Origin of the sequence: Metabacillus niabensis (assembly GCF_902829255.1) — a bacterium.
Lineage (GTDB): Bacteria > Bacillota > Bacilli > Bacillales > Bacillaceae > Metabacillus > Metabacillus niabensis.
This window is the reverse complement of the sequence record NZ_CADEPK010000226.1, coordinates 1-12,851: the sequence shown is the minus strand read 5'-3', so window position 1 is coordinate 12,851 and position 12,851 is coordinate 1. Positions and strand designations below refer to the sequence as shown.

The 12,851-nt window shown below is 37.2% G+C and carries 12 protein-coding genes; 3 read left to right on the top strand and 9 right to left on the bottom strand.

Going from position 1 to position 12,851, the window contains the following annotated elements; all coding sequences use genetic code 11:
* Window positions 1-154: 154 nt before the first annotated feature.
* Window positions 155-763, top strand: coding sequence for a transglutaminase-like domain-containing protein (locus tag HU235_RS14660; RefSeq protein WP_095297261.1), 609 nt, complete (start codon window positions 155-157; stop codon window positions 761-763).
* A gap of 197 nt (window positions 764-960) precedes the next feature.
* On the opposite strand, the gene HU235_RS14655 is transcribed toward HU235_RS14660, so the two are convergent.
* From HU235_RS14655 to HU235_RS14630, 6 genes are all read right to left on the bottom strand, one after another.
* Entirely contained in the window at window positions 961-1,653 is a 693-nt protein-coding gene (locus HU235_RS14655; protein WP_095297260.1) for an AIM24 family protein, read from the bottom strand.
* Between the two features lie 120 nt (window positions 1,654-1,773).
* The gene (locus tag HU235_RS14650; protein WP_095297258.1) at window positions 1,774-2,613 is read right to left on the bottom strand and encodes an undecaprenyl-diphosphate phosphatase; all 840 of its coding nucleotides are present in this window, start codon (window positions 2,611-2,613) and stop codon (window positions 1,774-1,776) included.
* Between the two features lie 299 nt (window positions 2,614-2,912).
* The gene (locus HU235_RS14645; protein WP_095297256.1) at window positions 2,913-4,139 is read right to left on the bottom strand and encodes a cation:proton antiporter; all 1,227 of its coding nucleotides are present in this window, start codon (window positions 4,137-4,139) and stop codon (window positions 2,913-2,915) included.
* Window positions 4,140-4,148: 9 nt separating this feature from the next.
* Window positions 4,149-4,643 (bottom strand): cation:proton antiporter regulatory subunit, encoded by a 495-nt coding sequence (locus HU235_RS14640; protein WP_095297255.1) that lies wholly within the window; start codon window positions 4,641-4,643, stop codon window positions 4,149-4,151.
* 51 nt (window positions 4,644-4,694) lie between these two features.
* Window positions 4,695-5,261 (bottom strand): tyrosine-type recombinase/integrase, encoded by a 567-nt coding sequence (locus tag HU235_RS14635; RefSeq protein WP_145584235.1) that lies wholly within the window; start codon window positions 5,259-5,261, stop codon window positions 4,695-4,697.
* A 457-nt stretch (window positions 5,262-5,718) separates the two neighbouring features.
* The gene (locus tag HU235_RS14630) at window positions 5,719-6,894 is read right to left on the bottom strand and encodes a DUF4885 domain-containing protein (protein ID WP_174880665.1); all 1,176 of its coding nucleotides are present in this window, start codon (window positions 6,892-6,894) and stop codon (window positions 5,719-5,721) included.
* A 695-nt stretch (window positions 6,895-7,589) separates the two neighbouring features.
* Between HU235_RS14630 and HU235_RS14625 the strand changes: the two genes are divergently transcribed.
* Window positions 7,590-8,222, top strand: a complete 633-nt coding sequence (locus HU235_RS14625) for a hypothetical protein (RefSeq protein WP_174880664.1) — start codon at window positions 7,590-7,592, stop codon at window positions 8,220-8,222.
* A gap of 57 nt (window positions 8,223-8,279) precedes the next feature.
* The gene (locus HU235_RS14620; protein WP_174880663.1) at window positions 8,280-9,659 is read left to right on the top strand and encodes a Glu/Leu/Phe/Val family dehydrogenase; all 1,380 of its coding nucleotides are present in this window, start codon (window positions 8,280-8,282) and stop codon (window positions 9,657-9,659) included.
* Window positions 9,660-9,682: 23 nt separating this feature from the next.
* On the opposite strand, the gene HU235_RS14615 is transcribed toward HU235_RS14620, so the two are convergent.
* The 3 genes from HU235_RS14615 to HU235_RS14605 form a co-directional block, all read right to left on the bottom strand.
* Complete coding sequence (locus tag HU235_RS14615) at window positions 9,683-10,723, bottom strand: FecCD family ABC transporter permease (protein WP_174880662.1); 1,041 nt, start codon at window positions 10,721-10,723, stop codon at window positions 9,683-9,685.
* Window positions 10,716-11,732, bottom strand: coding sequence for a FecCD family ABC transporter permease (locus HU235_RS14610; RefSeq protein ID WP_174880661.1), 1,017 nt, complete (start codon window positions 11,730-11,732; stop codon window positions 10,716-10,718). Before HU235_RS14610 ends, HU235_RS14615 begins: the two co-directional genes overlap by 8 nt.
* Window positions 11,733-11,805: 73 nt before the next feature.
* On the bottom strand, window positions 11,806-12,801 hold the full coding sequence (locus HU235_RS14605) for an ABC transporter substrate-binding protein (protein WP_174880660.1): 996 nt from the start codon (window positions 12,799-12,801) through the stop codon (window positions 11,806-11,808).
* Window positions 12,802-12,851: the final 50 nt, after the last annotated feature.

Here is a 12,851-nt window from a genome sequence, read left to right as displayed (position 1 = left end):
ATTTATAATCATCCAATTTAATAGGTCTTTAAGAAATCATGGTTTAGAAAAATAGTTACTAGTTCACAATAACAAGCTTTGAAGGATTAAGTGCATTTAAAGGTCATCATTAACCAGATTTAATTATGTAAATCAAAGGAAAAGGGGCAATACAATGGCGATTAAACCCGAATCAGTTCATTTAAATGATTTTTTAAAAGAACTTAATGTAGTTGACTATTCGCATCCAATCATTAGAGAGAAGATTAATGAGTTATTTTCTAATGAGCAAACAGATATTGAAAAGGTGAAAATTGCCTTTGAATATGTACGAGACAGCATTTCACATTCTTGGGATATCCAAAGTAAAAGAATCACCTGTAAAGCCTCTGACGTACTAATAAATCGAGAAGGAATTTGTTATGCCAAATCAAATTTATTGGCAGCATTACTAAGAGCTGTCCAGATTCCAACTGGTTTTTGTTATCAACGGCTCACACTATTTGACACGCCAGAAAAAGGTTACTGCCTGCATACACTTAATGGAGTTTTCATTAAGTCACTTAATCGCTGGATTCGCATAGATGCCCGTGGGAACAAACCAGGGGTAAAAGCTGAATTCTCTATAAACGAAGAAATTTTAGCCTTCCCAATAAGAGAAGATCTCGGAGAAATTGATTACCAAACGATTTACTCAGCACCAAATGAAAAAACAATTAACACACTTGAAACAAATACTGATTTACTAGAAGTATATTTACACCATTTACCTGATAAATTATAAGAAACATGAAGGCATTGAAACGAAAACAAAGGAAAAACTGTAATGTTCCAATGCCTCTTTAATTAGCCTAAATCTAATTTAGCTAAAATATAATAAGCATAACTACTAAAAAAAGGGATGCTCTTTTCCTTTATTAGTAGTTATGGAATTTTATAGAGCTTACAGCTTAGATTCGGTTTCAAACCTTCTTCCGAATATTAACTATTTGATTTAAAATACACTTCTTCATATGGCTGGACAACGACAAACCCGTCTCCTTCAAATCTCATTTGGATAGATTCACCACTGCCTCTGCCAAAAAAGGTTTTTAACGTAATATCTGTTTGAAATTCAGGCTGGAGGTTTCCTGACCAGGCTACCGTTGCATTCGGATCGGTGATGACCGGTCTATCTGGTGTAACTCGTAATGTGAGGGGCTCATAATGTGACGTAATTGCAATCATCCCTGTTCCTTCACAACGGACATTAAATAAACCGCCTGCCATCATTCCCGCAATTCGCTTCATTAGCTTTATATCCCATTTTATGCTTGGTTCAAAAGCTAATAGGTCATTACCATTTACATGAATGACATCATTTCGCAAATCAAGTACGATGACTTTTTTCCCCTCGTCTGCCAAATATAATTTTCCGTTTCCCGTTGCTTTCATTAAGGATGCACCTTCACCTGTAAAAGCCTTTTTAAACGTTTTACCAAGTCCGTGTTCAAAAAGCCCTTCCCGTTCAAATTTAATATTTCCATTATACGAAATCATCGAGCCTGCCTTTGCCCAAACTTGGCCTTCAAGATTCACTTCAAGCATACGCGGTGTTTCCAACTCAAATAAGCCTTGCCCCTTATCCTCTTGCTCTGTCTGCTTAAGAAATTCCTCTATTGAATATTTGCTCATCTTAGCACATCCCTTCTACCTTTTATTACGAGTAACCGTTGTAATATGTTTCAATTTTTTCCACTTTTTCTATTAATTCCATAAAAAAAGCCCCATCAAATCCTGATGGGACCACAATCATTAGAAGTAAAAAATACAAATTACAATCACTAGAATAATGCGATAAATCGCAAATGGGATAAGCTTAATTTTGTTTATTAGCTTTAAGAAAAAGCGAATTGAAATAAGTGCAAAAAGAAAGGCACTTATAAATCCTACTATGAAAAATGGCATAGCATCGAGTGTGAAGTATTCCCAGTTTTTCAACAAGGAAATTCCACTTGCTCCAGCCATAATTGGAACAGCCATAATAAATGTAAAGTCAGATGCTGCACGGTGGCTCATTCCAAGTAGAACACCGCCAGAAATTGTTGACCCAGAGCGCGAGAATCCCGGCCAAAGAGATAAACATTGGATTAACCCAATTGATAAAGCCTGCTTGTACGTGATTTTATCAACTGTTTCAATTTTTGGCTTTCTAGGGCTAAACAAGTCGGCACAAATCATTAAAATAGCTCCAACAACTAAACCGATTAAAACAGTTTCCAGAGAGAAAAGATGCTCATCGATGTAATCTTCAAATAGTACACCTAAAACCCCTGCTGGGATTAAGCCGACAATTACTTGAGACAATCGTAAATGCTGACCATTTGATTCAGCAGTTCCTTTCTTTTTCATAAGGCGGTTTAAGCCAAGCAAATCGATAAACCGATCCTTAAACACAACGACAACAGCTAAAATCGATCCTAATTGAATGACAATTTTGAACGTATTTGCTACATATTTCCCTAAGAAATCTCCAGACTGTAGCCACATATCATCAACTAAAATCATATGACCTGTCGATGATACAGGAGCAAATTCTGTTAATCCTTCCACCATTCCAAGTATCAGAGCTTTAATAATTTCAAAAATATCCATTAAAATAAATCTCCCTTTTCATTACATTAACCTTCGCATTATACGATTATAGCATGATTGTCTAATTTTTTTTCCTATTTTTTAAAAGAAAAAGGGATTTCCTAAAAAAGGATAATCCCATCGGTAAAGATTAATGATTTGTACGCTCTACATTTTTACTTGCAAGGGAACTAGTATACCAAATTACAGACTTAAATCGAAAAGTCCTTCAATCGTTTTGAGGAACTTTTCGATTTAATGATTTTGTTAAAATCTATCTACCTTATAATCTTTTAATAATCGTAATTGTCTACTAGGATTTACCCTTCAGGTACTTCAATTTTTTTCTTTTCTTTTTCTTTCGTCCATTTAAACACCTTGTTTAAATATTTATAAATCGTTTTGCTTTCCTTTGTCATTACTGGACCTATAATGGCTAAAATAAGCACATACAGAGCAGTAAAAGGAGTTAATATTGAGTTTAAACCAGCAGTGATACCGAGATTTGCGACAATGATTGAGAATTCTCCTCTAGCCATAATCGTGAGTCCTATACTTGTTGAGGCTTTATGAGAAAGTCCCGCTTTTCTCCCTGAAATCATACCTGCAACAAAATTCCCAATAATTGTAACAAAAGCAGCACCTAACGCTAACCAAATCGCATCAGCTAAAGTAGAAGGATCGATGCTTAAGCCGAAGCTAAAGAAGAATACGGCGCCAAAGAAATCTCGAAACGGCACGACCAAATGTTCAATGCGATCACGATGCTCAGTTTCAGAAAATACTAATCCTAACAGTAACGCACCAATTGCTTCTGCAACGTGAAGAGTTTCTGAAAAACCTGCAACAAAGAACAATATCGCAAATATGACAATAATGAAAATTTCATCTGACTTAATATTAAGCCATTTATTTAATAATGGGGCACCTTTTCGTGCAATGATGAAAAATAGTAACATATATCCAACTGAGATGAGAACGGAGGTAATGATACCAAGAGCAGATGTGGAGCCTGCTAGTAGAACACCAGACATTGTGGTTAAAAATAAGGCAAGGAAGATATCATCGAATAGGATGATTCCTAAAATTAGCTCGGTTTCAGGATTGGCTGTTCTTTTTAAATCTACAAGAACCTTCGCGACAATCGCACTTGAGGATACACTAAGTAGTCCGGCGATAATAAGTGTTTCCATCCATGGCATACCTGCGATAAAGCCATACGCCAAACCTAAAATAAAATTGATTGCTACATAAATACTCCCACCGACAACAATATTTTTCCCAGACTTCGCCAGCTTTCCTACTGAAAACTCTAAGCCTAAATAGAAGAGTAAAAATAGCACCCCAATTCTTCCGAGAAATTGGATAATATCGTTACTTTCAATAAATCGTAAGTCGATAATCCCAAAATGTGGGGCATGTGGGCCAACAAGCATTCCTAAAATAATGAGAAACGGAATGATCGAAAATTTCAGCTTGTTGGCAATAATTGAACCGATTGCAACAAGGACAAGTGCTGTACCTACTTCAAATACTAAATGATCCATTTTTCACCTTCACCTCTCACAAGATAGTAAATTTTTTATTAATTCTTTAATTTGATTTCTTTCACCAGAAATCACCAATGTATCACCAACCTCAATGATTGTGTCTGAGCCAGGATTAATCGATCTTTTTGAATTCTTTTTCTTAATTGCGATAACATTAACCCCATAGTTATTTCGTATATCAATTTGACCAATTGTTTGATTGACTGCAGCTGCGTTAGGCTCTACTTTAAACCATTCAATAATTAAATCATCGAATGCAAAGTCTACCGTTTCTAACGCTTTCGGCTTATAGCTCATTCCACCTAAAATACCTGCAATCTGTCTAGCCTCTGCATCATTTAATGTGACGTTACTGATTACTTCATCATGATCATCTGAATCAAAATGATAAATTTCTCTTCGGCCATCATCATGAATGACGACAACGAGCTTATCCTGATTTTTTGTCACAATTTCAAACTTGCATCCAATTCCTGGGAGTTCACTTTCTCTAATATTCATTTTCTAAATCCTCCTTATGATTTGTAACCATTGAATTAAGGCTTAACTGCTTTAAAGATTAACATCAATTTCCGTTCGAATTTGCTCTTCCTTAGAAATCCCGAGATATTTAAGAGTTTCTGATGGAGTTGAATGGTTAAAATGTTTCTGTAATATCGAAATGGCTACTCCCCGCTTATACGCATGAAATCCAAAGGTTTTCCGCATTGAGTTTGTTCCTATTTTCCCTTCAATTCCAACTGCCTCAGCAGCCTGGTGAATGATACGATACGCCTGTTGCCGCGTAATTGGCTTTTGTGTTTTTGGGGATTTAAATAAATAGTGGTCATTTTCCAATTGATGCACTTGAATATAATGATGCAGGTCTTTCTTTACTTTATGATTTAAATAAACTTCCTTTAGCGTTCGTGATTCTTTATGTGGAAGTAAATAAAAATCTTTAATTCCCCCACTATTTTCTACGACATCGCCAACCTTTATTTCCAATAACTCCGTAATTTTTAATCCAGTATTAATCCCAAAAACAAATAGGACATAATCTCTTTCCGAATGTTTTTTTAAATATCTCTTCATGGAATTGATTTGTTTTACATCCCTTAAAGCTTCTACATATTCCATTGTTTACTCCCCTTAATCAATGTTACTTAATACCATTATATTATATAATTATGTAACATTCAAATTTATAGTACTATTTCTTTCTGATTAAGGAGTCGCATCCTCATTTCCTCTAGAAAGATATAACAGGAACTCCAGATTCCATCCATTTATTTGTACAAAGTAGCTGATTAATTTCTTTGAAAATCATTTTATTAGCTTCACCTATTCATTGCTTTTAACTTAAATATGTAAGATTTAAATTTGATAATATATGTAAAAATCTATTTATAAAATTGCTACTATTGATAGAATTTATACATAGAAATAATGTTGTTACTGGATAGGATGTACTACTAATAGACCCATGATGCCTAGCAGTAAATAAAAACGACGCTATCATTCAACTTTTTGAATGTAGCGTCGTTTCTTACATTGATTGTCACTTTCCAAGGTTATTTTTCACTTGAACAGCTTTCTAATAATTTACACCCTTCTGATGCTTTAACGTTTCAAGCCACTTAGTATCTCCGGTGCCATAGCTCTTGCTTTGCCCCACATCCCTCAGAGATCCATTGCTATAATCAATTGAGAGGATGAAATCCGGAATGGCATCATACCCGGCTTCCGCTATTTTACTTAGCTCCGAACGATAATATGTTATAGCATAGGAAGCATTTTGTTTTTGTACAGGATCTTTTTCAAGCTCTTCTTTATATACATCTAATAAATCACGTCCATCAGGTGTTACGTACCGCCCATCAACCACTTTTAATTCCTTCAACTGATAGCCTGTGACATCGTACATCTCACGAGCAGCTTGATATTTTTTATATGACTCCTCGGAAAATTGTGCTGAATCACTGCTAAGGCTTTTCATGATATGTAAAAACAGCTCTTTGCTGTTGTCTCCTGATTGAAGCACTTGCTCAATTTGCTCGATAAGTGCCTCATCATCTGTTCCTCTTACCTGTACTTTATAGTCAATTGGTGTAATCGTAAATGTAAGTCTTGTCCCTTGCGAAATATGAATACCGTTTCGGTTCAACAGCACTTGTAGCTGCTGGTTAACCTGGCTTCGCTGATACACCTTTGCATTCTCAGTCTCCACTTCTCCATGAAATGTCACATTGCGAAATACAGCATCCTGTAGGTTATAGTTTTGCGCCTTCCCTTTGAATAGCCATTCTGTTTCATTATCATAAGCAGCTTGTCTCTCTGCAGCTGACAGGTCACTTCTGAAATGAGGCGACTTTGAATTTTGGTACTTATCTTTAATATAGCCTAATGGATCAGACTTTGTTTTGTTAATCGCATTTATCCTGCTGTATTTTTCATCTAGTATTTTAATTCTAATATCACTTTCAGATTCATAGGGGTTAGTAGATTGAATGACAGTTTCTTCCCCTGTGTCTGTCACTGTTCGATCATTAGCTGATTGATACAATTTGCTGAAAGTCCCATTGTTTCTCACTACACTGGTCTTAGAGTAATTGAACTGATCGATACCATTCTCAGAGGATTGTCTCTCAAGTCTGTATTCCTTGTCCAACACTGATTGTGTATATACAGATGTACTTTTACTCCTGTAAGCTGAAACCTTATTCCAGATATTGTGTGCCATGACTTGGTAACGAATATGATTCAGACGCATTCGATTCCCTCCTGATTAAGTCTCTCTATTCTTTTTATCGGCAAACCTATTGTAAATATTAACCTTATAAAGCATTTATTTACACTTTCGACTTTATTAAGTATGTCACAACAATACTTGAAGCAGGTTCGTCTAAGTCTCTTCTAGCTTGAGGAAGGTCATTGATGCGCCGATATGATATCCTCTTCCTGAGCGAAAACCTTCCGCGGCACTTTCATTACGACGGTATGCTTCTCTCTCTTGTTTCATCATGTACAACCCTAGCTCCTTCGTGTTTATGTGCACTTGCAGGATGTTCTTCTCCACTTCCGATAGAACCGCAGTCACATCAGCTGTGCTCTTGAGCATGCGTCGCTTACGAAAGGAAAGTAATCGGATTCCCTCTCTTAAAGTGCACAACATTTCTTGAGGAAATGTTCAATTGCTCCTTTTTATTTATTAATTTTCCATTATAAAAATAGTGTTAGGAAACCTTATCTAATAACAAAATCGTTTACTAAATAAATCAATCATCATTAAGGCATTTTCAATTACTTTCCGGGTTTTATGAGAATTCTTAATTCGGATAAAAAATTAAATGCATGTAGCAATCATTAGAACCTGCTACTTTTTACAACACACCGCAATTGTTTACATTAATTAGGGGAAACTAAACATAATTGAGTATTTTAACGAATAACTGGAGGGCTAATTGGATGGATTTATATATATACATATTATTACTTATCGGCTATGCTGCCTTACCTTTTTTCGGTTTAAATTCGAAGCAGAATTTCCCCTATGCCAATGTGCTGTTTATTGTCACTGTCGGCCTTTTTTACGATAACCTTATCCTTGCCTTTGGACGTTTCATTGGCGAGAGTGCTCTTCTTGAATCGCTTAGCATATGTAGATATTGGCTTCACGCCTTCGTTACTCCGACGCTAGTATTGTTTAGCTATGGGGTTATCCGAAAAACAGCACTTCACTGGGCAAAGAGTCGCATTTTTCATCTTGTCGCTTGGATTTACATGCTCCTTCTTATTTTAATTGAGCTTATTACTGTCACCCTTCATTTAAATGTTACCCCTGTATTTAAATATGGTGTTCTTCATTATGTACAGGAAACAGAAACAGGGATTCCATATATGATCATCGGTACCGTTCTATCTGTTTTGCTAGCTAGCATCATTGTTTGGTGGAAAAAAGGATGGAAATGGATGCTGATTGGTACAATCGTTATGATTATCGGCAATGCTATTCCTCTCCCCTTTAGCAGTTCAGCCAAGATGAATGTTTTTGAATTTCTATTTATCGCCTCTTTGTGGGGAACGAGAAGAAAAATATAGGTATATCAGAAGCTTTTCGTTCATATGATTGTTTGTTAGAAAAAGGAGGTCATTTTTATGGCAAGCCAAACAGGGGTTATTGTCCAACAATCATTGAACGCTTTACTAGAGGATTTATCATTTTTACCTGTATTACATGACCAAGCAAGGAAGCAAGCTTTTACATCTTTGGCAGCAATTCTGTCTACCCCCAATCATATTCATAAATCTTTTTTACGTGTTCCATTAGAAAAAGGGAAGGTTGTCAGAATTCCCGCCTTTCGTGTCCAGCATAATGATACGCTCGGACCTTATAAAGGAGGGATTCGCTTCCATGAATCTGTCAACGAGGAGGAGGTCATAAACCTTGCAGCGTTAATGACGTTGAAAAATGCACTATATGAGGTTCCCTTTGGTGGCGGAAAAGGCGGGGTGGCAATAAACCCTCGAGATTTCTCTGATAAAGAACTGCATTTAATCTGTGAAAAATATGTGCGTTACTTTAGTGATATTCTCGGCCCTGATAAGGATATTCCTGCTCCAGATGTTGGGACAGGCGAGCTCGAAATGGACTGGATGATGGCAGAATACAAAAGCATCAATCCAGGAAAGCCTTATCGTGGTAGCTTTACTGGGAAAAGCATTGTCAATGGAGGCTCACTCGGTCGCAGAGAAGCAACAGGAAAAGGGGTTTATTTTACCTTCCGTTATTTACTTCATGATTTCTTACTTGAGCAAAAACAATTCCTTTTAAAAAGCAACAACCGTTTTGCCAAAACCGCATTATCACTAGCCGAAAAGCCTATAACAATAGCGGTACAAGGGTTTGGAAATGTAGGATCTATTGCAGCATTAGAAGCCTATCAGTGCACATACTTACAAAATAAAGTAGTCGCTGTAAGTGACCGAAATGTTACTCTCTATAACGCTGAGGGCTTAGATATCCCAGCCCTAATTGAGTTTGCATCATTAAACCGTGGAGAGCTTCCAGTAACTAATGAGCAGCTATCAGCCGCTAAGATCGCAGCAAAGATTAAACCACGTGATGCGGTTTTATACGTAAATGTCGATGTCCTGCTATTAGCTGCCTTAGAGGATCAAATACACAAGCAAAATATGGAGCAAATTAAAGCAACTATCATTATCGAAGGAGCAAACGCACCAATAACAGGGGAAGCAGATACATTTTTAAGCAATAAAGGCGTCATTATTATCCCTGATATTCTCGCAAATGCCGGCGGGGTTATCGTTTCTTATTTTGAATGGCTTCAAGGCAGAGAAACCCAATTTTACAGTGAATCAGAAGTATTTCAATTACTTTATGAAAAGATGAAAACAACCTTAGATATAATTCTTCCACACTACTTCGCAGCTCCTCTTCCATTGCGGCAAAACTGCTATATCCAAGCAGTTATGAAGCTATGCACAATCCTATATCGACATGGGAAATTATATTGAAAAAGAGGGGGACAGTCCCCCTCTTATAAATTTCGATTTCGATATAACAAATAAATGAAAAACGGGGCACCAATTCCTGCAGTAAAAACACCCGCAGGAATATCAAGTGGTAGGAATGCTGTTCGCGCAACCATATCTGCGATTATCACGATCATTCCACCTAATAATGCTGAAATAGGAACTAAGCTTGCAAAGGAACGGCCAACTAGCATTCTACCAATATGGGGAGCAATTAAGCCAACAAACTCTATGCCTCCAGCAAAAGCTGCGGCAGCTCCAGCTAATGCCACACTAATGAATAAAAGAATTAGTCTTTGCTGCTGTACCTTCACCCCAAGACCTGTTGCAACATCATCACCTAATTCTTTTACATTAACAAGTCTTCCAAGGAAAAATGCACTAGGAATAAAAATGACTAACCATGGTAGCATCGCTGACACATCCTGCCAGTTCGCTCCATACAAACTTCCTGTTAACCATAAATAAGATTTCGTCGCAATCGTTGTTTCACTGACAACAATCATCATCATGACGATAGCCTTCATCGCAGCAGAAACACCAATTCCGATTAATACAAGTCTTATCGGTGTTACACCCTTTTTCCAAGACAACAAATAGATAATCGCCGAAACAATTGTTGCTCCTGCGATTGCTGCAAAAGGTAGAAAGCTTATACTAACGGCTCCCATTAAATAAACGATAAACAAAATCGCTCCAACCGATGCGCCACTTGTTATTCCAATAATATCGGGGGAAGCGAGTGGGTTACGGATAACAGCCTGCAAAATTAATCCTGCTACACCAAGTGCTGCCCCAACCATAAACGCAAGTAACACTCTTGGCAGTCTTAGTGTATGCAAAATAAAATCATACTCCCCACTACTAAATCCGACTAGCTCTTTCATAACTTGAAAAGGATGAATAAAGCTACTCCCCACAGCTAAACTTAAAACAAATAGTAGTAAAGACATTATGCTGAGGAGAAAAATGACGATTATCGGCCTTTTCCCGATCTGAAAGGAAATTGAACCAGTTTTTGTACGTACTGTATAAAAATCATTCATTTCTTGCTAACCCCCTGCGTGCAAGATAAATAAAAAATGGTGTTCCGACGAAGGCAGTCATCACGCCAATCGGGAGCTCCTGTGGCATAATAACAAATCTTGCTGCAACATCTGCTAGAAGCAATAAACTTGCCCCAACAAATACGCTATAGGGAATAACCCATCTGTAATCTGGTCCAACAAGCCCGCGAACAATATGTGGAACAATTAAGCCGATAAACCCAATTGATCCTGCAACAGCTACTGAGCCTCCCGCCAAAATGACAACAATTACTCCAATTAACGCTTTTATTAATATGGTCCGTTGCCCTAAGCTTTTCGCTACATCATCCCCCGAAAGAAGAATATTTATCGATCTCCCTAAGAATAGCGCGACAAGACCTGCAATCAACATCATCGGCAGCACAGGTAACAGCATATCCATGCTTCGTCCAGCAACAGAACCTGCCAACCAAAATAAAACGCTTTGAAGCTTTTGTTCATCGATTACTAAAAGCCCTTGAGTAAACGAAACAAATAAAGCTGTTATCGCTGCTCCAGATAATACGATTTTGAGCGGCGATAAGCCATCCCTGCCTAACGAGCCTAAAAAATATACTAATATCCCTGCAACACCAGCACCTAAAAAAGCAATCCACATATAACTTACCAATGAATCAACCTGAAAAAACGTTGCTGAAAATACAATAAAAAACAACGCGCCAGCATTTACACCGAAAATATCAGGTGCAGCTAGTGGATTTTTCGTTAACGCTTGCATCAATGCACCAGCAATTGCTAGATTTGCACCAATGACTGCAGCAATAACAGCTCTTGTCAGGCGTGATGTTGTTATAATGATATGCTCTGTGCTCGTCTCATCAAAATGAAAGAAAGCATCAAATGTCGTTTGGATCGAAATCGCATTTTGTCCAAGCGCGATGCTTGCGAAAAAGGAAAGCACAAACAGTCCGATACATAAAAACAATCCAACAACCTTAAGTGGTGTTGAAGTAAAGACAATGCCCATATTTCTCCTCCTTTCATAAAAAAAACGTTTAAAAATAGGAGAAGCTGCAGCCTCCTCCTACCAAAAAGCTTATTTATTTTTCTAATTCAAATTTTTCATATAAATCATCAAGCATTAAGTTTGCAGCTTTAATGCCACCACCCATATTCCAAATGATTTCATCAACCGTATGAACCTCATTTGCCTTCACAGCATCTAGGTTTTTCCATAGTGGATGGCTCGTCCATTCCTCATATGTTTTCTTGACCGCTTCGTTATCCTCCATAAAGAGGTAGAAGACATCTGCGTTCATTTCTGAAATACTCTCTTTGTCAGTTAATTGAAGAATATCTTGAGAATCATCCGTTAAATTTTTCGGTCCCTTAAATCCTAATTCTGTAAGAACCGAGCCAGCAAAGCCTGTCACATATATGCGAGCATGGTCTTCTCTAAAGTTTAGCACTGAAGCATGAAGCGGCCATTTATCCGCTAATTTTTCTTTTATTTTCGTTTGGAAATCGGCAACTCTTTCATCCCAAGCAGAGATGATCTCTTTAGCCTTCTCCTCTTCGTTCATCGCTTGCCCCATCAATTCAACTGTTCCTTTATAATCAAAAACCGTTTCATGAACAACGGTTGGAGCGATTTCTGTTAGTTGGTCATAAATTTCCTCATGACGAATTTTTGAGGCAATGATTAAATCTGGTTTTAACTTTTCAATTTCTTCTAAGTTCGGCTGTGTTTCCTGACCAATAATTTGTACACCCTCTAAATCATCCTTTAAATAATTATAGATTGGCTGTTCAAGCCAGGATTCAACTGCACCAACAGGCTTTATACCAAATGCAACAGCTGAATCTGTTGCCCCTTGATATAACGTAACAATTTTTTTAGGAGTCCCCTCGATTTTTGTCGTCCCCATCGCATGAGTGATTTCACGAACATCACTCCCACTAGCTTTCTCGTTAGAATCAGAAGAAGCTGATTCATTAGAATTACTACATCCAGCTAAAATCAAAACAAAGAATAAAATAAGTGCAATGCCGCTAAGAAGTGGTTTTCTCCCTAATGTGTATGTAGTTGCTGTCATGTTATGTCCCTCCAAATTATATATGATAATGATAATTATTATCATTACAT

Bases quoted from the DNA above. Each gene is read 5' to 3' on its own strand.
- HU235_RS14605 (WP_174880660.1), bottom strand. From the start codon at position 12,801: ATGACAGCAACTACATACACATTAGGGAGAAAACCACTTCTTAGCGGC.
- HU235_RS14635 (WP_145584235.1), bottom strand. From the start codon at position 5,261: ATGGAATATGTAGAAGCTTTAAGGGATGTAAAACAAATCAATTCCATG.
- HU235_RS14655 (WP_095297260.1), bottom strand. From the start codon at position 1,653: ATGAGCAAATATTCAATAGAGGAATTTCTTAAGCAGACAGAGCAAGAG.
- HU235_RS14620 (WP_174880663.1), top strand. From the start codon at position 8,280: ATGGCAAGCCAAACAGGGGTTATTGTCCAACAATCATTGAACGCTTTA.
- HU235_RS14660 (WP_095297261.1), top strand. From the start codon at position 155: ATGGCGATTAAACCCGAATCAGTTCATTTAAATGATTTTTTAAAAGAA.
- HU235_RS14630 (WP_174880665.1), bottom strand. From the start codon at position 6,894: ATGCGTCTGAATCATATTCGTTACCAAGTCATGGCACACAATATCTGG.
- HU235_RS14625 (WP_174880664.1), top strand. From the start codon at position 7,590: ATGGATTTATATATATACATATTATTACTTATCGGCTATGCTGCCTTA.
- HU235_RS14610 (WP_174880661.1), bottom strand. From the start codon at position 11,732: ATGGGCATTGTCTTTACTTCAACACCACTTAAGGTTGTTGGATTGTTT.
- HU235_RS14615 (WP_174880662.1), bottom strand. From the start codon at position 10,723: ATGAATGATTTTTATACAGTACGTACAAAAACTGGTTCAATTTCCTTT.
- HU235_RS14650 (WP_095297258.1), bottom strand. From the start codon at position 2,613: ATGGATATTTTTGAAATTATTAAAGCTCTGATACTTGGAATGGTGGAA.
- HU235_RS14640 (WP_095297255.1), bottom strand. From the start codon at position 4,643: ATGAATATTAGAGAAAGTGAACTCCCAGGAATTGGATGCAAGTTTGAA.
- HU235_RS14645 (WP_095297256.1), bottom strand. From the start codon at position 4,139: ATGGATCATTTAGTATTTGAAGTAGGTACAGCACTTGTCCTTGTTGCA.